Origin of the sequence: Streptomyces sp. NPDC051940 (genome assembly GCF_040680895.1) — a bacterium.
GTDB lineage: Bacteria > Actinomycetota > Actinomycetes > Streptomycetales > Streptomycetaceae > Streptomyces.
Genome location: NZ_JBFAXR010000086.1, coordinates 1 through 24,825, shown reverse-complemented (window position 1 = coordinate 24,825; position 24,825 = coordinate 1). Strand labels below are relative to the sequence as shown.

24 protein-coding genes and 1 rRNA gene are annotated in these 24,825 nt (G+C 72.1%); 9 read left to right on the top strand and 16 right to left on the bottom strand.

The features are described 5' to 3' along the window. Positions 1 to 18 precede the first annotated feature (18 nt). A complete protein-coding gene (gene lysS, locus AB0M28_RS27700; protein WP_365410568.1) occupies positions 19 to 1,746 on the bottom strand; it encodes a lysine--tRNA ligase in 1,728 nt (575 codons plus the stop codon). 172 nt (positions 1,747 to 1,918) lie between these two features. Here lysS and argS point away from each other — a divergent pair, with 172 nt between their 5' ends. The 3 genes from argS to AB0M28_RS27685 are packed head-to-tail and all read left to right on the top strand — an operon-like array spanning position 1,919 to position 4,386. Further along, positions 1,919 to 3,685: an arginine--tRNA ligase gene (gene argS / locus AB0M28_RS27695; RefSeq protein WP_365410565.1), complete on the top strand. Its 1,767-nt coding sequence runs from the start codon at positions 1,919 to 1,921 to the stop codon at positions 3,683 to 3,685. Positions 3,686 to 3,689: 4 nt separating this feature from the next. Then, complete coding sequence (locus AB0M28_RS27690) at positions 3,690 to 3,920, top strand: dehydrogenase (RefSeq protein WP_365410562.1); 231 nt, start codon at positions 3,690 to 3,692, stop codon at positions 3,918 to 3,920. 25 nt (positions 3,921 to 3,945) lie between these two features. Beyond that, positions 3,946 to 4,386 carry a hypothetical protein gene (locus AB0M28_RS27685; RefSeq protein ID WP_365410560.1) on the top strand — a complete coding sequence of 147 codons (441 nt, stop codon included), beginning with the start codon at positions 3,946 to 3,948 and terminating at the stop codon, positions 4,384 to 4,386. Positions 4,387 to 4,435: 49 nt separating this feature from the next. Here the strand turns inward: AB0M28_RS27685 and AB0M28_RS27680 are convergent, their stop codons facing one another. Beyond that, positions 4,436 to 5,755, bottom strand: coding sequence for an MFS transporter (locus AB0M28_RS27680; protein WP_365410557.1), 1,320 nt, complete (start codon positions 5,753 to 5,755; stop codon positions 4,436 to 4,438). A gap of 104 nt (positions 5,756 to 5,859) precedes the next feature. Between AB0M28_RS27680 and AB0M28_RS27675 the strand changes: the two genes are divergently transcribed. After that, positions 5,860 to 6,291 (top strand): deaminase, encoded by a 432-nt coding sequence (locus tag AB0M28_RS27675; RefSeq protein WP_365410554.1) that lies wholly within the window; start codon positions 5,860 to 5,862, stop codon positions 6,289 to 6,291. 10 nt (positions 6,292 to 6,301) lie between these two features. Here AB0M28_RS27675 and hemB read toward each other — a convergent pair whose 3' ends face one another. From hemB to AB0M28_RS27645, 6 genes are all read right to left on the bottom strand, one after another. Continuing rightward, positions 6,302 to 7,303 carry a porphobilinogen synthase gene (hemB, locus tag AB0M28_RS27670; RefSeq protein ID WP_365410552.1) on the bottom strand — a complete coding sequence of 334 codons (1,002 nt, stop codon included), beginning with the start codon at positions 7,301 to 7,303 and terminating at the stop codon, positions 6,302 to 6,304. Positions 7,304 to 7,354: 51 nt separating this feature from the next. After that, positions 7,355 to 9,004, bottom strand: a complete 1,650-nt coding sequence (locus tag AB0M28_RS27665; RefSeq protein WP_365410549.1) for a uroporphyrinogen-III synthase — start codon at positions 9,002 to 9,004, stop codon at positions 7,355 to 7,357. Positions 9,005 to 9,009: 5 nt separating this feature from the next. Further along, positions 9,010 to 9,993 (bottom strand): hydroxymethylbilane synthase, encoded by a 984-nt coding sequence (gene hemC / locus AB0M28_RS27660; RefSeq protein ID WP_365410546.1) that lies wholly within the window; start codon positions 9,991 to 9,993, stop codon positions 9,010 to 9,012. After that, the gene (locus AB0M28_RS27655) at positions 9,990 to 11,336 is read right to left on the bottom strand and encodes a glutamyl-tRNA reductase (protein ID WP_365410543.1); all 1,347 of its coding nucleotides are present in this window, start codon (positions 11,334 to 11,336) and stop codon (positions 9,990 to 9,992) included. Before AB0M28_RS27655 ends, hemC begins: the two co-directional genes overlap by 4 nt. After that, positions 11,333 to 12,103: a redox-sensing transcriptional repressor Rex gene (locus tag AB0M28_RS27650; protein ID WP_365410540.1), complete on the bottom strand. Its 771-nt coding sequence runs from the start codon at positions 12,101 to 12,103 to the stop codon at positions 11,333 to 11,335. The genes AB0M28_RS27655 and AB0M28_RS27650 overlap by 4 nt, the downstream gene beginning before the upstream one ends. Positions 12,104 to 12,533: 430 nt before the next feature. Then, positions 12,534 to 12,812: a glutaredoxin family protein gene (locus AB0M28_RS27645; RefSeq protein WP_365410537.1), complete on the bottom strand. Its 279-nt coding sequence runs from the start codon at positions 12,810 to 12,812 to the stop codon at positions 12,534 to 12,536. A gap of 115 nt (positions 12,813 to 12,927) precedes the next feature. Between AB0M28_RS27645 and AB0M28_RS27640 the strand changes: the two genes are divergently transcribed. The 3 genes from AB0M28_RS27640 (at position 12,928) to AB0M28_RS27630 (ending at position 16,548) form a co-directional block, all read left to right on the top strand. Then, on the top strand, positions 12,928 to 13,908 hold the full coding sequence (locus tag AB0M28_RS27640) for an HAD-IB family hydrolase (RefSeq protein ID WP_365410534.1): 981 nt from the start codon (positions 12,928 to 12,930) through the stop codon (positions 13,906 to 13,908). A gap of 381 nt (positions 13,909 to 14,289) precedes the next feature. Next, entirely contained in the window at positions 14,290 to 15,132 is an 843-nt protein-coding gene (locus AB0M28_RS27635) for an ECF subfamily RNA polymerase sigma factor, BldN family (protein WP_365410531.1), read from the top strand. A gap of 279 nt (positions 15,133 to 15,411) precedes the next feature. Then, positions 15,412 to 16,548: a DUF5667 domain-containing protein gene (locus AB0M28_RS27630; protein ID WP_365410528.1), complete on the top strand. Its 1,137-nt coding sequence runs from the start codon at positions 15,412 to 15,414 to the stop codon at positions 16,546 to 16,548. A 321-nt stretch (positions 16,549 to 16,869) separates the two neighbouring features. Here AB0M28_RS27630 and AB0M28_RS27625 read toward each other — a convergent pair whose 3' ends face one another. The 7 genes from AB0M28_RS27625 to AB0M28_RS27595 form a co-directional block, all read right to left on the bottom strand. Further along, on the bottom strand, positions 16,870 to 18,060 hold the full coding sequence (locus AB0M28_RS27625) for a lysophospholipid acyltransferase family protein (protein ID WP_365410525.1): 1,191 nt from the start codon (positions 18,058 to 18,060) through the stop codon (positions 16,870 to 16,872). After that, the gene (locus AB0M28_RS27620; RefSeq protein WP_365410522.1) at positions 18,053 to 19,147 is read right to left on the bottom strand and encodes an NAD-dependent epimerase/dehydratase family protein; all 1,095 of its coding nucleotides are present in this window, start codon (positions 19,145 to 19,147) and stop codon (positions 18,053 to 18,055) included. The genes AB0M28_RS27625 and AB0M28_RS27620 overlap by 8 nt, the downstream gene beginning before the upstream one ends. Before the next feature lie 175 nt (positions 19,148 to 19,322). Beyond that, positions 19,323 to 19,421, bottom strand: a complete 99-nt coding sequence (locus AB0M28_RS27615; protein ID WP_003948845.1) for an AURKAIP1/COX24 domain-containing protein — start codon at positions 19,419 to 19,421, stop codon at positions 19,323 to 19,325. 127 nt (positions 19,422 to 19,548) lie between these two features. Further along, complete coding sequence (locus tag AB0M28_RS27610; RefSeq protein ID WP_194293069.1) at positions 19,549 to 19,761, bottom strand: helix-turn-helix domain-containing protein; 213 nt, start codon at positions 19,759 to 19,761, stop codon at positions 19,549 to 19,551. 128 nt (positions 19,762 to 19,889) lie between these two features. Further along, positions 19,890 to 20,717: a phosphatase gene (locus tag AB0M28_RS27605; protein ID WP_365410518.1), complete on the bottom strand. Its 828-nt coding sequence runs from the start codon at positions 20,715 to 20,717 to the stop codon at positions 19,890 to 19,892. A gap of 87 nt (positions 20,718 to 20,804) precedes the next feature. Then, positions 20,805 to 21,980, bottom strand: a complete 1,176-nt coding sequence (locus AB0M28_RS27600) for an acetoin utilization protein AcuC (RefSeq protein WP_365410515.1) — start codon at positions 21,978 to 21,980, stop codon at positions 20,805 to 20,807. After that, positions 21,949 to 23,148, bottom strand: coding sequence for an MFS transporter (locus AB0M28_RS27595; protein WP_365410512.1), 1,200 nt, complete (start codon positions 23,146 to 23,148; stop codon positions 21,949 to 21,951). Before AB0M28_RS27595 ends, AB0M28_RS27600 begins: the two co-directional genes overlap by 32 nt. Before the next feature lie 162 nt (positions 23,149 to 23,310). Here AB0M28_RS27595 and AB0M28_RS27590 point away from each other — a divergent pair, with 162 nt between their 5' ends. Next, complete coding sequence (locus AB0M28_RS27590) at positions 23,311 to 24,435, top strand: hypothetical protein (RefSeq protein WP_365410510.1); 1,125 nt, start codon at positions 23,311 to 23,313, stop codon at positions 24,433 to 24,435. A 98-nt stretch (positions 24,436 to 24,533) separates the two neighbouring features. Then, the gene (locus tag AB0M28_RS27585) at positions 24,534 to 24,665 is read left to right on the top strand and encodes a hypothetical protein (RefSeq protein ID WP_365410507.1); all 132 of its coding nucleotides are present in this window, start codon (positions 24,534 to 24,536) and stop codon (positions 24,663 to 24,665) included. 68 nt (positions 24,666 to 24,733) lie between these two features. Here AB0M28_RS27585 and rrf read toward each other — a convergent pair. Next, positions 24,734 to 24,825, bottom strand: a 5S ribosomal RNA gene (rrf, locus tag AB0M28_RS27580); the annotation flags it as partial.

Below are 24,825 nucleotides of genomic sequence, written 5' to 3'. Positions count from 1 at the left end.
GGGCCTCGTGTGTCAGCGCTAGGCGTCGAGCAGCTTCCGCACCCGGTCCGCGCCGACCGCGAGCAGCAGCGTGGGCAGGCGCGGGCCCGTCTCCTTGCCGACCAGCAGGCGGTACAGGAGTGCGAAGAACGACCGCTGGGCCGTCTTCAGCTCCGGCGTCGACGCCTTGGCCTCCGGGTCCAGGCCGGCCTGGATCTTCGGCACGGCGTAGACCAGCGACGACAGGCCGTCCAGCGACCAGTTCTCGTCGAGGCCCTGGACCAGCAGCCGCAGCGACTCGCGCTGCGTGGCGTCCAGCGACGCCAGCAGGTCGGTGTCGGCCGACTGGCGTACCAGCGTGCGCTCCTCGGCGGGCACCTGCGTGGTGATCCAGCGCTCCGCCTTGTCCAGCCGCGGCCGCACCTCGTCCAGGGACTTCAGCGGGTCCGACGGGTCGATCTCGCTGAGGATCCGCAGCGTCTGGTCGTCGTGCCCGGCGGTGACGTCGGTCACCGACGCGAGCATCCGGTACGGCAGCGGGCGCGGCGTCACCGGCAGCGTCCCCGCCGCGGTGGCCGACGCCCGGCCGTACGCCGCCACGTCACCGGGCAGCGCCGAGCCGTCGCCGACCTTCGCCGCAAGCTTGTCCCACTCGTCGTAGGTCCGCTGGATCTCCTGGTCGAAGGCGACCTTGAAGGACTGGTTCGGCCGCCGGCGCGCGTACATCCAGCGCAGCAGCGCCGGCTCCATGATCTGCAGCGCGTCGGCGGGGGTGGGCACGCCGCCCTTCGACGACGACATCTTCGCCATGCCGCTGATGCCGACGAACGCGTACATCGGGCCGATCGGCTGCTTGCCGCCGAAGATCCCGACGAGCTGTCCGCCGACCTGGAACGACGACCCGGGCGAGGAGTGGTCGACCCCCGACGGCTCGAAGACGACCCCCTCGTACGCCCAACGCATCGGCCAGTCGACCTTCCAGACCAGCTTGCCGCGGTTGAACTCGCTCAGCAGCACCGTCTCCTCGTGCCCGCAGGCACCGCAGGTGTAGTGCAGCTCGGTGGACTCGTCGTCGTAGGAGGTGACGGTGGTGAAGTCCTTGTCGCAGGCGGTGCAGTACGGCTTGTACGGGTAGTACGCGCCACCCGCCGTCGAGCCGTCGTCCTCGTCGGCCGCGCCGGAGCCCTCGGCCGCGGCCACCTCCGCCTCGTCGAGGGGCTTCTGGGCCTGCTTCTTCGGCTTGGGCTTCGTCCGGTACTGCGCGAGCACGGCGTCGATCTCACCCCGGTGCTTCATGGCGAACAGGATCTGCTCGCGGTAGGCGCCCGAGGTGTACATCTCCGTCTGGCTGATGCCGCGGAACTCGATGCCCATCTCGGCGAGCGCCCCGACGAGCGGCTCCTTGAAGTGCTCGGCCCAGCTGGCGTGCGTGCCGTCGCCGCACGGGTCGGGCACGTCGGTCAGCGGCTTGCCGATGTGCTCGTTCCACGTCTCGTCGACGCCGGGGACGCCGTGCGGGACCTTGCGGAAGCGGTCGTAGTCGTCCCACGACAGGATGTGCTCGCAGTCGATGCCGCGCCGCTTGATCTCGTCGGCGACGAGGTGCGGTGTCATGATCTCGCGCAGGTTGCCCAGGTGGACGGGACCGGAGGGGCTGATCCCGGAGGCCGCGATCACCGGTTTGCCGGGCTTCCGGCGATTCGCCTCTTCCACGACCTCGTCGGCGAAACGTGAGACCCAGTCGGCGGCCTCGGCGGGAGCACCCACAGCTATGTCCTCTCTGGTCCTTCTCGGCGTCGCGGAGACCGGTCAGCATCCCGCTGGGACGGACGTACGGCGGCTCCGCGGGGCCATTCTCCCAAAGAAAAGTCGTTGCTGTCGCATGGGATACTTCAGGGGCATACCGTGACCACCTCCCTATGGAAGGGCGAGTAAGCCCATGGCATCCGTCCCGTCCCTGTCCACGAAGGTCCAGCAGCGCCTGACGGCCGCCCTGTCCTCCGCTCTGCCGGAGGCACGCGACGCCGACCCGCTGCTGCGCCGAAGTGACCGGGCGGACTTCCAGGCCAACGGCATGCTGGCGCTCGCCAAGAAGCTGAAGGGCAACCCGCGGGAGCTCGCCGCGCAGGTCACCGAGGGCGTCGACAAGGCGGGCCTGATCCAGGACATCGAGGTCTCCGGCCCCGGCTTCCTGAACATCACCCTCTCCGACGAGGCGATCATCGCGACCCTCGCCGACCGGTACGCGGACGTCCGGCTCGGCGTGCCCACGGCCGCGGCGGCCGGCACCACGGTCATCGACTACGCCCAGCCGAACGTGGCGAAGGAGATGCACGTCGGCCACCTCCGGTCGGCGGTCATCGGCGACGCGATGGTGCAGCTGCTGGAGTTCATGGGCGAGACGGTCGTCCGGCGGCACCACATCGGCGACTGGGGCACCCAGTTCGGCATGCTCATCCAGTACCTGATCGAGCACCCGCACGAGCTGGACCACAAGGACGGCGCGGAGTCCGGCGAAGAGGCGATGTCGAACCTCAACCGGCTCTACAAGGCCGCCCGGGCCCTGTTCGACTCCGACGAGGAGTTCAAGACCCGGGCCCGGCGCAAGGTCGTCGACCTGCAGGCCGGCGATCCGGAGACCCTCGCCGTCTGGCAGAAGTTCGTGGACGAGTCGAAGATCTACTTCTACTCCGTCTTCGAGAAGCTGGACATGGAGGTCCGCGACCCCGACATCGTCGGCGAGTCCGGCTACAACGACATGCTGCAGGACACCTGCAAGCTGATCGAGGAGTCGGGCGTCGGCGTACGGAGCGAGGGCGCGCTGTGCGTGTTCTTCGACGAGTACAAGGGCCCCGACGGCAAGCCCACCCCGCTGATCGTGCAGAAGTCGGACGGCGGCTTCGGCTACGCGGCGACCGACCTCTCCGCGATCCGGGACCGGGTCTTCAACCTGAAGGCCAACACCCTGCTGTACGTCGTGGACGCGCGGCAGGCGCTGCACTTCAAGATGGTCTTCGAGACCGCGCGCCGGATGGGCTGGCTGAACGACGACGTCCACGCGGTGCAGCTGGCCTTCGGCACGGTGCTGGGCGAGGACGGCAAGCCGTTCAAGACCCGGGCCGGGAAGTCGGTGCGGCTGGAGGACCTGCTGGACGAGGCGGTGGAGCGGGCGACGGAGGTCGTGCGCTCGAAGGCCGAGAAGGTGGGCCTGACGGAGCAGGAGATCACCGAGAACGGCCGGTACGTCGGCATCGGCGCGGTGAAGTACGCCGACCTCTCCACGTCCGCGACCCGGGACTACAAGTTCGACCTGGACCAGATGGTGTCGCTGAACGGCGACACGTCGGTGTACCTGCAGTACGCGTACGCCCGGATCCGGTCGATCCTGCGCAAGGCGCCCGAGGGCACGGAGCCGGCCGCGCACCCGGAGCTCTCCCTCGCCCCCGCCGAGCGCGCCCTGGGTCTGCACCTGGACCAGTTCGCGGAGGTCCTGGCGGAGGTCGCCGCGTCGTACGAGCCGCACAAGCTGGCCGCGTACCTCTACCAGCTGGCGACGCATCTGACGACGTTCTACGACCAGTGCCCGGTCCTCAAGGCCGACACCCCGGCGCAGCTGGAGAACCGCCTCTTCCTGATCGACCTCACGGCCCGCACCCTCCACCAGGGCATGGCCCTGCTGGGTATCCGCACCCCCGAGCGGCTCTGACGCCGTGACCGACGCGGCGCCGCCCTGCCCCTCGTGCGGGGCGGCGCTGCGCGTCGTGGGGGACTTCCTGCTGTGCGTCCGCGAGGACGACGGCAAACGCGTCTGCCGTACGTCGCTGCCGTGCCCGTCGTGCGGCGCGGTGTGGACCGTGTGGGCGGACCGCCCGGACTCCCCGCCGGAACCGCATCCGTTCCCGCAGGTGATCCGCAAGCGCGAGGGCGGCGGCGGTAGTTGAGCCCGCCCGCGCTATCTTGATCGTCATGTCCTCTCCGAACCCGTACGCCGTCCCTCAGACCGCCCCCGCCCCTGTCATGCCCCCGCCCGCCCGTCGATCCGCCGGCCCCCTGGTGCTGGCCGCGGCCGTGGGCGTGCTGCTCGGCGCCGCGGGCGTCGGGGCGGCCTGGGCGTTCAGCGGCGGTGAGACGGGTGCCGCGGCGGACGCCAGGGACGCGTGCCGGGCGCTGGACGAGGTCGACATGGGGGATTTCGGCGCCAAGGGAGCGCCCGGCGATGTGGCGGTGAACCGCTTCGCCGCGGCCGTCTCGCTCTCCGCCTCGGCGGCGGCCGGCGACCCGGACTTCAAGGGGCTCGCCAAGGCCGTGGCGCAGGCGCAGCGCGAACTCCAGGTCACCTTCGACCCCAGGAGCGACAAGATGCGGGCGCGCCTCGACAAGGCCCGCGGAATCTGCGCGGACCTCTGACCGTCGCGCGCGCCGGGCGGCGTCAGGCCGCCCGGTACCGCGAGGGACCTCAGCCCGCCCGGTACCGCCGGAACGAGGGCGCCGCCGCCGCGAGGCCGAGCATCGCGACGACCACCAGCACCCCGCCCCAGGCGGACGCCGCCCCCGGCCCCAGCGCCTCGCCCGCCGTGCCGTGGAGCAGGTCCGCGAGGCGCGGTCCGCCGACGACCACCACGATGAACACCCCCTGCATCCGGCCCCGCATCGCGTCGGACGCCACCGTCTGCAGGATCGCGCCGCGGAACACCGCCGAGACCATGTCGGCCACGCCCGCCAGGGCGAGGAAGCCGGCCGCCACCCACAGGTTCGGCGACAGCCCGAAGCCCACGATCGCCAGGCCCCACACCACGATCGAGCCGGTGACCATCAGCCCGTGCCGCCGCGCGCGCGAGAACGTCCCCGAGAGCAGACCGCCGACCACCGCCCCGATGGGGATCGCCGCGAAGAGCAGCCCCAGCGCGAAGCCCTCGCCCCACCCCGCGTACGTCGTGTCGGCGAGCTGCGGGAAGAGCGCGCGCGGCATCCCGAAGACCATGGCGACGATGTCGGCGAGGAACGACATCAGCAGCACCGTGCTGGCCGCCACGTACGCGAACCCGGCCAGCACCTCCTGCAGCCCCGCGCGCTTCGGCGCGGCGTCCCCCAGCGGCGGCAGCGGGGGCAGCTTCCACACCGCCCACAGGGCGACGGTGAGCGCGACCGCGTCGATCAGGTAGAGCAGCCCCAGCCCGAGCACCGGGATCAGCATCCCGGCGAGCAGCGGCCCCGCGATGGCGCCGGTCTGCATGACGGTCGAGCCCAGCGCGTGTGCCGCGGGCAGCTCCTCGGCGGGGATGAGCCGGGCGATGGAGGCGGACCGGGCGGGCGAGTTCATGGCGAAGAAGGACTGCTGCAGGGCGAGCAGCACCATGAGCAGCCACACCGACTCCGAACCGGCCACGGCCTGCACCCAGAACAGCAGCGAGGTGACGGCGATCCCGGCGTTGGTGACCAGCATCAGCTTCCGCCGGTCCACGGAGTCCGCGACCGCCCCGCCCCACAGCCCGAAGACGACCAGCGGGATCAGGCCCGCCAGGCTGGCGTAACCGATCCACGCGGACGAGCCGGTGATGTCGTAGATCTGCTTCGGCACCGCGACGGCGGTGAGCTGCGAGCCCACCGAGGTGACGGCCGAACTGGTCCACAGCCGGCGGTAGGCGGTGTGCCGCAGCGGCCGGGTGTCCATGAGCATCCGCCGCCAGCGGCGCCCGGATATGCCGTCGGGTCCGGCGGCTTCCGGCTCGGCGGTGTCCTTGACGCTGTCCACGCTGTCTTTGCTTTCCCTAAGCATCCATCTGTGCCGGGTGAGCCTACTCCGCCCTCGGGGTGCGGTCCGACCCGATTACGGCTAACCCTGGACGCACAGACCCGTAACTGCACGGAGGTCCCGGACGGATGCTGGACGACAGCCTGCTGATCCGCCGCACCGTCGCGCTGGCCCACCGCAGCGTGCTGGAGGGCGGCCGGCCCTTCTCGTGCCTCGTCGCGCGCGACGGCCGCGTGGTGGCGGAGAGCGCCGCCCAGACGGACGCCTCGGTGCACGCGGAGGTGCAGGCGGTGCGCGCGGCGCGGGCGCTGCTGGGCAGCGAACGGCTGGACGGCTGCGAGATCTACTGCATCGCCCAGCCCTGCCCGCGCTGCCTCGGCTTCCTGCGCGACGCGGCCCCGGACCGGGTCGTCTTCCTCGCCCTGCAGGAGGAGTACGAGCCGTACTACCCGGACACGGACCCCCAGGAGGAGTTCACCGGCTGGCTCCCGATGACGTATCTCCAGGAACCGGACGCGGTGGACGTGGCCCGCCTGTGGGCGGCGAACCACGTCCCGTGAACCCCTGCCGTCAGAAGTCCCGCCGGAGCCAGCCCGCCGCCTCGACGGCCCAGTACGAGAGCACCATGTTCGCGCCCGCGCGCTTGAAGGCCGTCAGGCTCTCCAGGATCGCCCGCTCGCGGTCGATCCAGCCCTTCTCGGCCGCCGCCTCGACCATCGCGTACTCCCCGGACACCTGGTACACCGCGAGCGGCACCGTGACCTCGGCCGCGTAGGCCGCCAGCACGTCCAGATAGGGCAGACCGGGCTTGACCATCACCATGTCCGCGCCCTCGGCGAGGTCCAGCTCCAGCTCGCGCAGCGACTCGCGGAAGTTGGCCGGGTCCTGCTGGTACGACTTGCGGTCGCCCTTCAGCGAGGAGCCGACGGCCTCCCGGAACGGCCCGAAGAAAGCGGACGCGTACTTCGCGGTGTACGCGAGCACGCCCACGTCCTCGCGCCCGATCTGGTCCAGCGCCTCGCGGATGACGGCGATCTGGCCGTCCATCATCCCGGACGGGCCGAGCACATGGGCGCCGGCGTCCGCCTGCACCTGGGCCATCTCGGCGTACCGCTCCAGGGTGGCGTCGTTGTCGACCCGCCCCTGCGCGTCGAGCACGCCGCAGTGGCCGTGGTCCGTGGTCTCGTCGAGGCACACGTCGGACATCACGACGAGGTCGTCGCCGACCTCCGCCCGGACGTCCCGCAGCGCGACCTGCAGGATCCCGTCCGGATCGGTCCCCGCCGTGCCGACCGCGTCCTTCTTGGACTCCTCCGGCACGCCGTAGAGCATGATGCCGCCGACGCCCGCGGCGACGGCCTCGGCCGCGGCCTTCTTCAGGCTCTCGCGCGTGTGCTGCACGACGCCCGGCATCGAGGTGACCGGCACCGGGTCGTCGATGCCCTCGCGGACGAACGCGGGCAGGATCAGCTCGGCCGGGTGCAGCCGGTGCTCGGCGACCATCCGCCGCATCGCCGGCGTACCCCGCAGCCGGCGGGGCCGGATCACGGGGCCATCGGTCAGACCGCTCACGACAGGATTCCCTTCAACGAACGTAGGTCCTCAACAGTAGCCCCGCGGGCCTCACACCGTCCGGGCCTTGCGCCGGGGCCGGCGCTCGCTGGGCCGGGTGACGGTCTGGCCCGCCTCGAGGGCGGCGTCGCGGCGGGCCGCGCCGAACTCCGCGAGGGCCTCCGCCAGGGCGTGCACGGACGGCTCGGGGGCCAGTACGTCCACGCGCAGCCCGTGCTCCTCGGCGGTCTTCGCCGTGGCCGGGCCGATGCAGGCGATGACGGTGACGTTGTGGGGCTTGCCGGCGATTCCGACGAGGTTCCGCACGGTGGAGGAGGAGGTGAACAGGACCGCGTCGAAGCCGCCGCCCTTGATCGCCTCGCGGGTCTCGGCCGGCGGCGGCGAGGCGCGCACGGTGCGGTACGCCGTGACGTCGTCGACCTCCCAGCCCAGCTCCTTCAGCCCCGCGACCAGGGTCTCGGTGGCGATGTCGGCGCGCGGCAGGAAGACGCGGTCGATCGGGTCGAAGACCGGGTCGTACGGCGGCCAGTCCTCCAGCAGCCCGTGCGAGGACTGCTCTCCGGACGGCATCAGATCGGGCTTGACGCCGAACTCCACCAGCGCCCGCGAGGTCTGCTCGCCGACCGCGGCGACCTTGATGCCCGCGAAGGCCCGGGCGTCGAGCCCGTACTCCTCGAACTTCTCCCGCACCGCCTTCACGGCGTTCACGGAGGTGAAGGCGATCCACTCGTAGCGGCCGGTGACCAGGCCCTTGACCGCGCGCTCCATCTGCTGGGGCGTACGCGGCGGCTCGACGGCGATCGTCGGCACCTCGGAGGGCACCGCGCCGTACGAGCGCAGCTGCTCGCTCAGCGACGCCGCCTGCTCCTTGGTCCGCGGCACGAGCACCTGCCAGCCGAACAGCGGCTTCGACTCGAACCAGGACAGCTGCTCGCGACGGGCCGGCGCGCTCTGCTCACCGACCACGGCTATCACGGCCTGCCCGCCGTCGGGCGACGGCATCACCTTCGCGGCCTTCAGCACCTGGGCGACCGAGCCGAGGGTGGCGTTGTACGTGCGCTGCCGCGTCGTCGTACCGGCGAGCGTCACCGACATCGGGGTGTCGGGCTTGCGGCCGGCGGACACCAGCTCCTTGGCGGCGGCGGCGACCCCGTCCAGGGTCGTCGACACGACGGCCGTGCCGTCGCTCGCGCCGACCTCGCACCACAGCTGCCCGGAGGCGGTACGGGCGTCCACGAACCGCACGTCGCCGCCCTGCGGGTCGCGCAGCGGCACACCGGCGTACGCGGGCACGCCGAGGGCCGAGGAGATACCCGGGACGACCTCGAAGAGGATGCCCTCCGCGGCGCAGTCCAGCATCAGCTGCGAGGCGCCCCCGTCCAGGCCCGGATCACCCGGGACGGCCAGGACGACCCTCTTGCCGCCGCGCGCGGCCTCCATGACAAGATGGGCCGCACGCGCGGGCGTTGACGACGGATCGGCCGTCTCGTCCTGAAGCGTCGGCGTGGCCGCGCCCGGCCTCGCGTGCGCCGTCACCACCGGCAGGACCTGCGGGTCGGCGGCGACCAGCACGTCGGCGGAGGCCAGCGCCTCCACGGCGCGCAGCGTCAGCAGCCCCGGATCCCCGGGTCCGGCACCGAGAAAGGTGACGTGCCCGAGCGCGGACCGGCTCGCGGTGTTGTTGGACGTGTTCGACGGCATGGGGCTCAAAGTGCTCGCTCCCCCATCAGACCGGCCGCACCCTTGGCGAGCATCTCGGCTGCGAGCTCGCGGCCGAGTGCCACAGCGGCGTCGTGCGACGCCGGTACGGGACCGGTGGTGGACAGCTGTACCAGCGTGGAACCGTCGGTCGTGCCGACGACTCCGCGCAGGCGCAGCTCGTTAACAGTGGTCGAACCCGTCCCGTCGGCGTGCAGGTCGGCGAGCGCGCCCACGGGCGCGCTGCAGCCGGCCTCCAGCTCGGCGAGCAGGGTTCGCTCGGCGGTCACGGCGGCCCGCGTGTGCGGGTCGTCGAGCTCGGCGAGTGCGGCGGCGAGGTCAGCGCGGGACGCTGCGCACTCGACCGCCAGTGCCCCCTGGCCGGGGGCGGGCAGGACGGTGTCGGTGGAGATGAACTCCGTGACTTCGCCGATACGGCCCAGCCGGCTCAGCCCGGCGGCCGCCAGGACCACCGCGTCGAGCTCGCCGTCGCGTACGAAGCCGATGCGGGTGTCGACATTACCCCGGATCGGAACGGTCTCGATCCGCTTGTGGAGAGACTTCGCCCACGCGTTCAGCTGCGCCATGCGGCGCGGCGAACCGGTGCCCACGCGGGCGCCGTCGGGGAGTTCGGCGAAGGTCAGCCCGTCGCGGGCGATCAGCACGTCGCGCGGGTCCTCGCGCTTCGGCACGGCGGCCAGCACCAGGTCGTCGGGCTGCTTGGTCGGCAGGTCCTTCAGCGAGTGCACGGCGAAGTCGACCTCACCGCTGAGCAGCGCGTCGCGCAGCGCGGTCACGAACACACCCGTACCGCCGATCTGCGCGAGGTGCTCGCGGGACGTGTCGCCGTACGTGGTGATCTCGACGAGCTCGACCGGGCGCCCGGTGATCTGCTCGACGGCCCGGGCGACCAGCCCGGACTGGGCCATCGCGAGCTTGCTGCGCCTGGTTCCGAGGCGCAGGGGCACGGTGGTGGACTCCTCGGTCGTCACTCGTGGCCCCCCTTCCCAGTGGATGCGTCGGCCCGGCTGACGGCCGCGACCGCCTCCTGGTCGAGATCGAAGAGTTTGCGGAGCGCGTCCGCGTAGTCGGCGCCGCCGGGGGTGCCGGCGAGCTGCTTGACGCGCACGGTGGGGGCGTGGAGGAGCTTGTCCACCACGCGGCGTACGGTCTGGGTGATTTCGGCGCGGGCCCGGTCGTCGAGCTCCGGCAGCCGTCCGTTCAGCCGGGCCATCTCGGCCTCGACGACGTCCGCGGCCATGGTGCGCAGGGCCACCACGGTGGGCGTGATGGTCGCCGCCCGCTGGGCGGCGCCGAAGGCGGCCACCTCTGCTGAGACGATTCCGCGCACCAGGTCGACGTCGGCGGCCATGGGGGCGTCCGCGGACGCCTCGGCGAGGGTCTCGATGTCGACGAAGTGCACACCGGGCAGCCGGTGCACGGCGGCGTCCACGTCCCGCGGCATGGCGAGGTCGAGGACCGCGAGCCTGCGGTCCGTACGCCCGCCCAGCGCCTCCTGTACGGCCTCGGCGGTCAGCACGAGCCCGGTGGCGCCGGTGCAGGACACGGCGACGTCGGCCTCGGCCAGCTCGGCGCCCATGGCGGCGATCGGCACCGCGCGGACGGTGACGCCGCTGCCGGCGTCGGCCAGCGACTCGGCGAGATGGCGGGCGCGGGCGAAGGTCCGGTTGGCGATCACCAGCTCGGTGACGCCCGCCCGGGCCAGGGTGGCCGCGGCCAGCGACGACATGGAGCCGGCGCCGATGACCAGGGCCCGCTTGCCCGCGGCCCACGACTGCACGTGCGGCCCGCCGGCCAGCTGCTCCAGACCGAACGTGACCAGCGACTGGCCGGCCCGGTCGATGCCCGTCTCGGAGTGGGCGCGCTTGCCGACCCGCAGCGCCTGCTGGAACAGCTCGTTCAGCAGCCGCCCGGCGGAGTGCAGCTCCTGGGCCAGGCCCAGCGCGTCCTTGATCTGGCCGAGGATCTGGCCCTCGCCCACGACCATCGAGTCCAGCCCGCAGCCCACGGAGAACATGTGGTGCACGGCCCGGTCTTCGTAGTGCACATAGAGATAAGGGGTGAGCTCCTCCAGCCCCACGCCCGTGTGCTGGGCGAGGAGCGTGGACAGCTCGGCCACCCCGGCGTGGAACTTGTCCACGGCCGCGTACAGCTCGACCCGGTTGCACGTCGCCAGCAGCGCGGCCTCGGCGACCGGCTCGGCGCCGAGCGCGTCCGCGATCAGCTTGGCCTGCGCGTCACGGCTCAGCGAGACGCGCTCCAGCAGACTCACCGGGGCGCTGCGGTGGCTCAGACCGACGACCAGGACACTCATGCGGGCATCACGGCGGGGACGTCCCCGTCAGGTCCGGACTCCGGATGCTTGTCCGCCGCCGTGCGCGCCGCCGCGGTGCCGACCGGGGCGGCAGCGCCCTCGTCGCCGGACTTGCGCTGCTCGTGGAAGGCGAGGATCTGCAGCTCTATCGAGAGGTCCACCTTCCGTACGTCGACGCCGTCCGGCACGCTCAGCACGGTCGGGGCGAAGTTCAGGATGGAGGTGACACCGGCCTCCACCAGGCGGTCGCAGACCGGCTGGGCGGCGCCGGCGGGGGTGGCGATGACGCCGATGGAGACCCCGTTGTCCCGGATGATGTCCTCCAGCTCGTCGGAGTGCCGCACCGGCAGCCCCGCGACCTGCTTGCCGGTCATCCCGGGGTCGGCGTCGATGAGGGCGGCGATCCGGAAACCGCGGGAGGCGAACCCTCCGTAGTTGGCCAGCGCCGCTCCGAGGTTACCGATACCGACGATGACGACGGGCCAGTCCTGGGTCAGGCCCAGCTCGCGGGAGATCTGGTAGACGAGGTACTCGACGTCGTAGCCGACGCCGCGGGTGCCGTAGGAGCCGAGGTACGAGAAGTCCTTGCGCAGCTTCGCCGAGTTGACCCCGGCGGCGGCCGCCAGCTCCTCGGAGGAGACGGTGGGGACCGAGCGCTCGGAGAGCGCGGTCAGCGCCCGCAGGTACAGCGGGAGGCGGGCGACGGTGGCCTCGGGAATCCCTCGGCTCCGGCTCGCCGCCGGTCGGTGAGTTCGGCCAGTTGCCACGGTGCTCCTGCCGGTTGCGCGAGAACGCATGGACTGCACTATCAACGGGGCGCCCTCGGACACAGGGCGGCCGTGTTGACAGCAGGCTATGCCTTTGTGAACGCGTGCACAAAGATGGTGTCCGATTTGCCCGGGCAGAGTGACCGGCGTCACGCACCGCACCATCGGACCCTTTCTTCAGCACATACGCACAGCGACATGCCCCCCGTTCGAACACAAAACGACCACGATGCTACTGCGCCTTCCCAGGCGCCCCCCGCATCCCCGCCCGGCCACCGGCCCCCGGCGGCCCGGAACCCCGGCCGCCCGAGCGCCCCCGGCGCCGTCCGGCACCGCTCCGCAACCGCCCCGCTCACGCAACCACCTGCCCTCAGGGGTCCGGGGGCGAAGCCCCCGGGATCCGTTCGCCCGCGCACCCCGGCAAAGGCGCCTAGCCGACCAGTGCCCGCCGCAGCCGCGCCGGGTCGACCCTCCAGAACGTGTGCTGGGCACCGTCCACCAGTACCACCGGGATCTGCTCCCAGTAGAGCCGGTGCAGCTCGGCGTCCTGCTCGATGTCCTTCTCCTCCCAGGACGCACCGAGGTCCCCGCACACCTGACTGACCACGGTGCGGGCTTCGTCACAGAGATGGCAGCCGGGCTTGCCGATCAGCGTGACGGTCCGGTCGGCGGGGTTCGTGCGGGGACCGCGGCGCAGCAGGGGACTCATGGGGTCCATTCTGGCCTTCCCGGCACCCCTCCACGGGCCACTGGGGCCGGTCCATTGGGCCCGAAGTAACTTGCCCGACACCGGATCGTCCGCACTGCACCGTTATGCTCTCGGCATGGCCGCCTTCAGTTGGCTCACCGCCCTCACCGGACGCCGGCGCTCCGCCACCGCCCGGAGTGTCCTGGCGGGCGAGGCGGCGGCAGAAGCGGCGCGCAAGTCCTCCCAGGAGCTGGCGCACGAGGCCGGGCAGGCAGCCGCACGGGCGGAGGCGGCCGAGGAGGTCTCCGACGACCAGGGCGAGCCCCGGTTCCCGGTCCCGGGCGACACGAAGGCCGCGGCCTTCTTCGACCTGGACAACACGATCATGCAGGGCGCCGCGATCTTCCACCTCGGCCGCGGCCTGTACAAGCGCAAGTTCTTCCGCACCCGCGATCTGGCCCGCTTCGCCTGGCAGCAGGCGTACTTCCGGATGGCCGGCGCGGAGAACCCCGAGCACATGCAGGACGCGCAGGCCAGCGCGCTGTCGATCATCCAGGGCCACCGCGTCTCCGATCTGATGGAGATGGGCGAGGAGATCTACGACGAGTTCATGGCCGACCGCATCTGGCCCGGCACCCGGGCCCTGGCCCAGGCGCATCTGGACGCCGGGCAGAAGGTGTGGCTGGTCACCGCGGCCCCCGTGGAGACGGCGACGATCATCGCCGGCCGGCTGGGGCTGACGGGCGCGCTGGGCACGGTCGCCGAGTCGGTGGGCGGCGTCTACACCGGCCGCCTCGCGGGCGAGCCCCTGCACGGTCCCGCGAAGGCCGAGGCCGTACGGGCCCTGGCCGCCGCCGAGGGGCTGGACCTGGACCGCTGCGCGGCGTACAGCGACTCGGCCAACGACATCCCGATGCTGTCCCTGGTGGGCCACCCGTACGCGGTCAACCCGGACTCCCGGCTGCGCAAGCACGCCCAGAAGCACGGCTGGCGGCTGCGCGACTACCGGACCGGCCGCAAGGCGGCCAAGGTCGGCATCCCGGCCGCGGCCGGCGTGGGCGCGGTGGCGGGCGGCGCGGCGGCGGCCGCGGCCCTCCAGCGGCGCCGGCGGCTCTGAGCCCGCCGCTTCCCTCCGCACCCGCGGCGTTCCTCTGATCATCTGCGGCTGACCATTCGGAACGAGCACCCGGCGAGGGTCAATCCGCGTCTCTTACCCCGGCACCGGGCCCGCCAGTCCCATTAGCACGACATCGACACAACACGCCATAGAACCAGGCCGTTCGTGCAACTTACCGATCAGAGTCACACCACCGCTGGATACTCGATGAGTCGTCAAGTGGTTACGGACCGAGCGGATCCGGTGATTTAAGCAACTGGGTGTAGCGCTCCCTGCACGAAGCGTTATTCTCCTCAGACGCAAACCCGGAACCCACACGTCCCAGTGACGGGTGAACGGTCCCGCACAGTACGTGATGAAAGCTCTGCCTCTGGGAGTCCCGTGTACCCACACGTCGGGGTTGACGCCTCAGGCCTGGCTGCGCTGCGAGCGCAGGTGCTTGACCAGCTCGAACAACTGCGCAGCACCTTCGCCCCCGCGGCCGGCCCGTTCGCCGGCCCGGCGCTGGCCCTGGCCGGACCCGCCTCGCCCGTCTTCGCCATGACGGACGGCGGGGCGGCCTCGCCCGCGGTGGGCAGCAGACGCGGCACGGCCGCCGTGAACGGCCGCCCGGCAGCGGGCGGCGGCGCCACCACCGTGGCCGGCGGCCGCACCCGTCCCGAACGCCCGGAGGGCGACGCGGGGAGAATGATGGACCTGGTCGAACGCGCGCAGAACGGCGAGGCCGAGGCCTTCGGTTGTCTGTACGACCAGTACTCGGACACCGTCTACCGCTACATCTACTACCGGGTCGGCGGCCGGGCCCAGGCCGAGGACCTCACGTCCGAGACCTTCCTGCGCGCCCTGCGCCGGATCGGCACCTTCACCTGGCAGGGCCGCGACTTCGGCGCCTGGCTGGTGACCATCGCCCGCAACCTGGTCGCGGACCACTTCAAGTCCAGCCGCTTCCGGCTGGAGGTCACCACGGGGGAGATGCTCGACGCCAACGAGGTGGAACGCAGCCCCGAGGACTCGGTGCTGGAGTCCCTCTCCAACACCGCGCTGCTGGAGACGGTGAGAAGGCTCAACCCCCAGCAGCAGGAGTGCGTTACGCTCCGGTTCCTCCAGGGCCTCTCGGTCGCCGAGACCGCCCGGGTGATGGGGAAGAACGAGGGCGCCATCAAGACCCTGCAGTACCGGGCCGTACGCACCCTGGCCCGGCTGCTGCCGGACGACGCCCGCTGACCGCGCACCGACCGCCGCACCCGCCCGCATCCAACGCCGCACACCCGCGAGGACTGACGTGGACTCCGCGATAGCCGCGCCGCCGGACCAACAGTCGGATAATCAGCACCGCGTAACCCGACTGCCCCACCTCTCGTTGAGCGGATTGCAGCACTCTTACGGCCGTGCTGCGAGAAGTGGCACTCACTCGTTCGGGTGTATGCCGCTTCCTCGCACAACCCCCGGGCCGGTCGCAGGAGTCCAACGCCTGAGACCCAGAATTGAGAGGAGGTGCCGCCCGTGATCGGATCCGTATCGGCACAGGCGAACGCCTTCGCCCAGGCTCTCGAGGAGCCCATTCCGCCGGAGGCCCTCGCGGCGGACCCGGAGCAGACCCAGCTGCTCGCACTGGCGGGCGGGCTGGCCGCGCTGCCCGCTCCGGAACTCTCCGCCGAGGTGAAGACCGAGCAGCGCGCGCTGCTCATCGCCGAGATGGAGCGGATGTTCGCCGGCGGTGGTGCCGGCACCCCCGCGGTGCCCGAGCAGCGGCGCCGCGGAGCCCATCGCGCCACCCGTTCCAGCCTCTCCCGGCTACGGCCACGTTCACGCTGGTCCCGCGGTGTCGCCATCGGCGGCCTGGGGGTCGGCGTGGCGGCGGGTGCCTTCAGCGGTGCGGCGGCGGCCAGTTCGGACGCGCTGCCGGGCGACACGTTGTACGGGCTCAAACGCGGTATGGAGGACTTCCGGCTCTCCCTCGCCGACGGCGACAGCGAGCGCGGCAAGATCTACCTCGACCAGGCGTCGACCAGGCTCAACGAGGCCCGCAGGCTGATGGAGCGCGATCGGGCCGGCGAGCTGGACGAGGAGTCCGTGAGCGAGGTGCGCCGGGCGCTGAGCGGCGTCAAACACGACGCGGGCGAGGGCCGCCGGCTGCTGGCCCGCGCCTATGAGTCGAACCACAAGATCGGCCCGATGCGTACGCTCTCGGAGTTCTCCGAGAGGCACCGCGGCGGCTGGAGCGAGCTGCGTGCGCGGCTGCCGCAGCAGCTGAGCGGCCTCGGCGAGGACGTCACCCGGATCTTCGACGACATAGAGCAGGACCTGGCCCCGCACCAGAACGAACTGCCTCCCGAGTCCTCCCCCGGCGGCGCCCCACCCGGCACGACCACGCGGGACGACGACGGCTCACCGGGCCCGTCCCCGTCGGCCACCACCTCGGCCGACGCGACGACCGGCGCGAGCGGAACCCCCGCCCCCTCGGACTCAGCGTCCGACGGCGGCCTCCTGGGCGACGGCATCCTGGGCGGCAACACGGGCTCGAGCTCCTCCCCCGACAGCTCCGGCTCCCCCTCCACCTCCCCGGAGGCGGACATCACCCTGCCCCCACTACTCCCGGGCCTACTCCCGGGCTTGGGAATCAGCGGCGAGGAGGAGTAAGAGCGACCGCGCCCTCCGGCGCGATACGCGGAGAACGCAGCCCGGCAGCGGCTGCCAGGCGGAGAACGCCGCCCGGCAGCGGCTGCCAAGCGCAGGGCCCCACCCTCCACAGCAGCCGGCCGACCGGCGGCCCCAGGACCCACCCGCCAGGGCACAACGGCCACCCGGCGCCCACACAACGCAAGGGCCCGCCCCGAAGGGGCGGGCCCGAAGCGTACCGGCGACCTCCCGCAAACCCCGCACGGGTGGGCGGGCGGGGGCAACCCCGCGCCGGAGGCGCGAAGCCACCCACCCAACCGCAGGAAGCGGCCGCAACCCGCGTCAGAAGAACACCGACCTCCGCTGCACCAGCAGCTTGTACAGCGTGTGCTGAATAGTCTCCCGAACCTGATCCGTAAGGTTGAACATCAGCATCGGATCCTCAGCCGCCTCCGCCGGATACCGATCCGTCGGAATCGGCTCCCCGAACTGGATCACCCACTTCGTGGGCAGAGGCACCGCCCCCAGCGGCCCGAGCCACGGAAACGTCGGCGTGACGGGAAAATACGGGAACCCCAACAGCCGCGCCACCGTCCTGGCGTTGCCGATCATCGGGTAGATCTCCTCCGCCCCGACGATCGAGCACGGCACGATCGGCGCCCGCGCCCGCAGCGCCGTGGACACGAACCCACCCCGCCCGAAGCGCTGCAGCTTGTACCGCTCGGAGAACGGCTTCCCGAGCCCCTTGAAGCCCTCGGGCATCACCCCGACGACCTCGCCCTGCTCCAGCAGCCGCTGCGCGTCCTCCGCGCACGCGAGCGTGTGCCCGGCCTTGCGGGCCAGCTCGTTGACCACGGGCAGCACGAAGACCAGGTCCGCCGCCAGCAACCGCAGCATCCGCTCCGCGGGATGGTGGTCGTGCACGGCGACCTGGAGCATCAGCCCGTCCCAGGGCAGGGTCCCCGAGTGGTTGGAGACGACCAGCGCCCCGCCCTCGCTCGGGATGTTCTCGATGCCGCGCACCTCGACCCGGAAGTACTTCTCGTAGACAGGCCGGAACGCGGGCATGAGCACATGGCTGGTGAGGTCCTGGTCGAAGCCGAACTCGTCGACCTCGTACTCCCCGGTCAGCCGCCGCCGCAGAAAGCTGAGCCCGCCGGCGATCCGCCGGTCCCAGCCCGCGCCGAGCACCCGCCCGACGAGCCCGGGATCCTCGGAGACACCGGCGCCGGAATCAGCACCGGCACCCTCGGCATCGGACGCGGCGGCACCCGCCGCGTCGTCCGCACCCACCGGCTCCGTGGACGGCCCCTCGCCGTCCCCCTGTACGGCCGCGGCGGGCGCCTCAGGCGCCACGGGACCGGCCCCCGGCAGCGACTCCGCGGCCGGCAGCCTGCGCGTCGTACCCGCCGTCGCGCCGGCCGTACCCGCCGCGCCGGGCGCGCCCGCGGCGGGCCGCCGCCGCGTCTGCGCACGGCGCGCGCGTTCCCGGGCGCGGTCGTCGTCGAACGGTATGACCTTCGCTTCAGCCATGGTGGGCGCGCTCCTTCACGGCGCTGCTGATGTCCGTACCCCCCGTCACTCCGAGCCGCGCGGCGGCGGCGTCGATGAGGTGGCCGACCGCCTCCGGCGGCAGCAGCCCGGGCCCGCGGCTGTGCGCGAAGTCGGCGAAGGCCTCCGCGGTCGTGTACCCGGGGGTGAAGCCGAGCACCTCCCGCATGCGTGTGGTGTCGACGATCCGGCCATGGGTGAGCAGCCGGATCTGCTCCGGTGAGAAGTCGGTCATGCCGACCGACCGCAGCGCGGCCCCCACCCAGGTCACGGCGGGCAGCAGGACCGGCACGGTGGGCCGCCCCAGCCGCCGCGCGGCCTGCGAGAGCAGCAGCACGCCGGCACCGGCGACGTTGAACGTGCCGCTGATCACCGGGCTGGTCCGGCCCGAGGCGGCGCCCTCCCCGGCGGCCAGCAGCAGTACGGCGATGACGTCGTCCTCGTGGACGAACTGCAGCCGCGGGTCGTAGCCGAGGACGGTCGGCAGCACCGGGAGGGAGAAGTAGTCGGCGAGTGGGGTGTCGGTGCGCGGGCCGAGGATGTTCGCGAAGCGCAGGACGCTGACCGCGACGTCGGGACGGCGCCGGGCGAAGCCGCGGACGTACCCCTCGACCTCGACGGTGTCCTTGGCGAAGCCGCCGCTGGGCAGCGAGCGGGACTCGGTGGTCTCGGTGAAGACGGCCGGGTCGCGGGGCGCGGAGCCGTAGACGTTGGTGCTGGACTTCACCACCAGGCGCTGTACGGAGGGCGCCTTCTGGCAGGCCCCGAGCAGCTGCATGGTGCCGATGACGTTGGTCTCCTTCACCCCGGCGCGGCTGCCGCGCGGGGAGAGGGGGGTGCCGGTGACGTCGAGGTGGACGACGGTGTCGACGGCGTTCTCGACGAGTACGCGGCCGATGGTCGGATGCCGGATGTCGGCCCGTACGAACTCGGCGCCGCCCAGCAGATGCTCGGGCTCGGCAGCGTCCACGGCGATCACCCGCGACACCCCGGGCTCGCGCTGGATCCGGCGCACCAGCCGGCCGCCCAGCTGACGGGCGACTCCGGTGACGAGCACGGTCTTGCCCACGTCTGGCCCCGCCCTTTCGTCGTGTCCCCGACCGCCAGGACCCACCGTATCCAGGTGTTGTTGCACGGTGATGTCCCGACCCGGCCGGGATAGCGCAGATCACAGTGCCCTGATACGCAAACCGCCGCCCCTCCCGGCAAACGCGGTGGGGGCGGCGGTTTGACTGCGCTGCCGCTTACTTCTTGTTGCGACGCTGCACACGCGTGCGCTTGAGCAGCTTGCGGTGCTTCTTCTTCGCCATCCGCTTGCGGCGCTTCTTGATTACAGAGCCCACGTCTACCCTCGCAGTTTCTCTTCACTCGGTGCGGGGCATGGGCCCACACGACCTACGTCGGCCTAGCCTACCCTCAAGGGCAGCGCACCCAGTAATCGAGGGTCGCCGCACGGCCCCCCGCGCCCCCCTAGGCGGATTCCACCCCCACATAGGACTCGCGGAGATACTCGTGCACCGCCTGCTCGGGGACCCGGAAGGACCTGCCTACCCGGATCGCCGGCAGATGACCGCTGTGCACCAGTCGGTACACGGTCATCTTGGACACTCGCATCAGTGCGGCGACTTCCGCCACCGTCCGGAAACGGACCTCGTTCAGAGGCCCACTCTCGCTTGCAGCCATGACACACCTGAACCTTCCGCACATGACGGGCACCGGCTTCCCCTCCGGTGACTCCTGCTCGCATGCGCGCTCTTCCCCAGAGTAGGGGCGGGTGAGGCAAGTGGGGAAGAGGAGTAGCGATCGGATGGCTACTGTGACAGACACGCTCGATTGAGTACATAGCGAGTAAGCGGTCGGTAGTAATCGGACCGCACAGCGTCATCAAGCGGAACGACGACGGACAGCCGCCCTTCGCTCTGCCCGACGAACGGCGCCGGGTCGTCCGCGTCCGCCGGCCCCACCGCCTCGAACCCCAGCTGACCTGCACCGCAGGCCCAGCCGTGGTCGCCGATGACCAGGCCGGGCAGCGGGTGCGGCCCGGCCGCCGCCGCGGCGAGCGCCGCACGGACGGGGAGCGGTGAGTGGGTGTGTACGCCGGAGTGGCCGCCGGGTTCCCGCACGCCCTCATCGCGCAACAGAGCGACTCCCCGGACGTACGAAAGGTTGTAGGTGCGTACGCCGAACCGGGTCGTTATGTCGACATCTCTCCCCTCACCCGGGGTGAGGACATCGCATCCCGCCGCCGACAGGGCGGCAGCCAGGGGGACGTAGAACTCCATGAGCCGCTTGGGGTGCCCGGTGCCGATGAGCAACGCCTCGCGCTCCCGAGCCGCCCGCCCGAGGCGCTCCGCGAGGGCGTCGAGCGCGTCGAGCGTCCGGTCCGGATCGATCGTCTCGGTGCCCGAGATCCGCCCGGGGTCGGGCGATACGCCGCACCTTTCGGCCATGAGCCGCAGCAAGTCCGCCACGGACCAGTCCCGTTCGGGCTCCAGCCCGAGCAGCGCCCGCGGGTCGCGGGCCGCGAAGAGAGCGTACCGGCGCAGGCTCTGATCCCGGGTGGTGGCGACGGCACCGGCGATACGGGTGCGCAGCAGGTGCGCCCTGAGCGCGGTCCGCTCCTCGACGTCGGTCGACATGGCCGCCATCGTGGCCCCCCGGCCCGCTCTCCCGGACCGGTTCCGCCGTTTTTCGCCCGTACGGCGGGACTTGGCGGTATCAGCGGCTCACGGCAGCAGCCCCCGGGAGGGGAACACCGCGGTGCGGGTGGCGCGGACCGCCTGGTCCAGCCGGGAGGCCGGGTCGTAACCGTCCTCCCAGTCCTGCCAGGTGGGCCGCAGGCCGTCCGTCATCCGGCGCGGGGCCGAGGCGGCGGTCAGGGCGTACACCTGCTGGCGCCACGTCTCCGGGATGTCCGTCGCCGGGTCGACGGGCGCGCCCGCCACGATGGCCGCCAGATGGGTCCAGGAGCGCGGGACGACGTCGACGATCGCGTACCCCCCGCCGCCCAGGGCCAGCCAGCGGCCGTCCGCGTGCCGGTGCGCCAGGGCGTGCAGGGACTCCATCAGCATGCGCTGGGCGTCCAGGCTCACCGCGAGATGGGCGAGGGGGTCCTCGATGTGCGTGTCCGCGCCGTGCTGGGTGACCAGCACCTGCGGGCGGTGGTCGGCGATCAGCTCCGGTACGACGGCGTGGAACGCCCGCAGCCACCCCGCGTCCGACGTCCCCGCCGGCAGCGCCACGTTCACCGCGCTGCCCTCGGCGCCCTCGCCGCCGGTCTCCTCCGGCCAGCCCGTGCCGGGGAAGAGGGTGCGCGGATGCTCGTGCAGGGAGATCGTCAGCACCCGGGGGTCGTCCCAGAACACCGTCTGCACGCCGTCCCCGTGGTGCACGTCCACGTCGACGTACACGATCCGCTCCGCGCCCAGCTCCAGCAGCCGGGCGATCGCCAGCGCGGCGTCGTTGTAGATGCAGAACCCCGCGGCGCCGCCCGGCATCGCGTGGTGCAGCCCGCCGGCGAAGTTCACCGCGTGGTCCGCGCTCCCCCGCCAGAGCGCCTCCGCCGCCGCCACGGACTGCCCCGCGATGAGCGCGGACGCCTCGTGCATCCCGGCGAAGGCGGGGTCGTCCATGGTCCCCAGCCCGTACGAGCCGTCGGCGCCGCCCGGATCCGCGGAGACCCGCCGTACCGCGTCGACGTAGTCCTGCCGGTGCACCAGCCGCAGCGTGGAGTCCCCGGCGGCCGGCGCCGCCACGACCCCCTCGGAGGCGGCCTTGTCGACGCCGAGGGCCTCGATCAGGCGCATCGTCAGCGCCAGGCGTACGGGGTCCATCGGGTGCTCCGACCCGAAGTCGTAACCCGTGACCGCCTCATCCCACATCAGCTGCGCGCGCCCGCTCATGCCCGCCACGGTAGCGGGCCGCGCCGTCGCCGTAGGAGGCGGCGTACACGAGCGTCGCGGCGACGAGGGCCATCGGTATGAGCATCGCGCCCCGGTAGCTCCATGCCTCGCCGACCGCGCCGACCAGCGGGGCGCCGACGAGGAAGCCGACGTAGTTGAAGATGTTGAGCCGGGCGATGGCCGCGTCGGAGTCCCGCGGAAAGAGCCGCCCCGCCGCCGCGAACGTCTGCGGCACGATCACGCACAGCCCGAGCCCCAGCAGCGTGAACCCGGCCATCCCCGTCCACGGCTCCGGCGCCACGGCCACCACCGCGAACCCGCCCGCCGCGACGAGCGCCCCGACGCGCAGCACGGCCGGCGGCCCGAAGCGCCCCACGGCCCGGTCGCCGAGCAGCCGGCCGGCCAGCATCGTGACCATGTAGATGTTGTACGGGACGGTCGCGAGCTCCTCCGAGCTGCGCAGGGTGTCGTCGAGGTACTTGGCGCTCCAGTTGGAGACCGTGGCGTCGCCGATGTACGCGAAGGCCATCACGAGGCACAGCGGCAGCAGCAGCCGGAAGCGCATCGCCCCGTCGGCCTGCGCGACGTCTGCGTCTGCCGGAGCGGTCTCCTGGTCGGCGTACCACCGGCTCCCCAGGAGAGCGAGCGGAACGAACACCGCCACCGCGGGGCCGTAGTTGACGGGCAGCTCCAGATTCCAGTGCGCGCCGGCCCACGCGGCCGACGCCCCGGCTATGCCGCCGAGGCTGTACGCCCCGTGGAAGCCGACCATGATGCTGCGCCCGTACGTGCGCTGCAGGCTGACGCCCATCATGTTCATCGACGCGTCCAGCGCCCCCACCGCGAGCCCGAACACCGCCAGCGCCACGGCCAGTTCCCACACCGCGCCGCCCGACCCCGCGGCCAGCAGGGCGAGGCACACCACGGGCTGCGACCACCGCAGCAGCACGCTGGGCCGGATCCGCCGCACCGCGTGCTCGGCGGCCACGGACCCGACACCCGCGAGGACGGGCACGGCGGCCAGGAAGACGGGAAGCGCGGCGTCCTCGATGCCGTAACGGTCCTGCAGGGCCGGAATGCGGGTCACGAGGAGCGCGAACACGGCACCCTGCACGGCGAAGGAAACGGCGAGCGCGGCCCGGCCCCGGCGCAGACGGTCATCGATCATGCGCGGAGCCTAAGGTCTGACGCTACGGATGAGTAGCCTCCGGCCGAAGTGGATCGCCGCCGCCCGTTCGTGGGGGTTTCGTGTGGCATCGTGCCGTACCGCATCCGTGCAACAGCGGTGTCCGTCCTTTGCCCCAATGGAGCATCGACGGGGGGATGGACGATGAGGCGATGGATCCGTGGAGTGACGGGGGCGCTGGCCCTGGCGGGCGCACTGGTGCCCGGCGGTCTGCCGGCCGCGGCGGCGGCGGGCGGTGACGGCTGCGCACCCGAGCTGAAGGTGCTGCCGACGACGGAATCGCCCAGCTGGAACGACGGCGTGAACGACTTCGGCCCGGACGGCCTCGCCGTGGGCCGCGCGGGCAACCTGCCGGCGTACTGGACGGGCTCGCAGCTCCACCGCGTCCCCGTGCCGGCCACCGCGTACCTGGGCGGTATCGAGGCCGTGAACGGCCGGGGCCTGATGGTCGGCCAGGTCAACCTCTCGGGCGTACACGGCAGCGTCCCGTTCACCTACCGGGCGGGGGACGCGGCCATCACGCCGATCGAGGTCCCGACCACGGCCCAGTCGCCGACCGCCGTGGACGTCAACGACCACGGCGAGGTGCTGCTCCAGGACCTCCTCAGCACGGGCCGCTCGTACGTCGTACGCGACGGCCATCTCCTCCGTACGATCACGACCCCGCTGGACCTCAACTCGACGACGGCCACGGCGCTGGACAACGCGGGAACGGTCGTGGGCGACGGCGAGGCGCCCGGGGGCAGCGGCTTCGACGCGTCGAGCGTGGGCATGGTCTGGCCGGCCAAGGACAAGGGCACGCTCACCCTCGGCCCAGCCGTGCCCACGGAGTTCGGCAACGCGCGCTGGACGGTACGGGACATCGACGAACACGGCCGCGTGGTCGGCGGCGTGCTGCGGTACGGCGAACGGCTGGGCCACCGGCCCGCGTACTGGGACGCTCCCTACCAGGCCGCCGCGACGATGGTGGACGGCCCGCCCTCGCACGAGGGCCACGGCACGTTCGAGGCGATCAGCCGCACGACGGGCCTGGTCGCGGGCACCGCCGAGTTCCAGGACAACGCACAGGGCATCCAAGTCCCCGCCCAGGCCCAGGCCTGGCCCGGCACCGGCGCGGCCCTCACCCTCCCCCGCCTGGCGGCCGCCCACCCCAGCTACGGCCTCGCGGCGTCCGACAACGGCTCGATCGGCGGCAAGGCAGAGGACGCAACGGGCGTCACCCACCCCGTGATCTGGACCTGCGCCTTCCAACAGGGAGCGCTGCCCTGACACCCACACCACGCCCACGCCCGCCCGGGACGCGCCCGGCTGAGGGCGAGGCGCAGGGTGAAGCGCAGGCCATCATCCGGTTCCTCGTCGGACGCGGCGTGTCGGTGCCCGAGGAATCCCGCCGGCGCATCCTCAGTTGCACCGATCTGGACACGCTCGGCTGCTGGCTCGACCGCACCATCCATGTGCAGACCGTCGAGGAACTCTTCGCAGAGGATGCAACAGGCTGACAGCCGAACCTTGAACGCAGAAAAGCCTCAACCCCCAGCCATAGGCTGGGGGTTGAGGCTCAATAATTGTTCGGCGGCGACCTACTCTCCCACAGGGTCCCCCCTGCAGTACCATCGGCGCGGAAAGGCTTAGCTTCCGGGTTCGGAATGTGACCGGGCG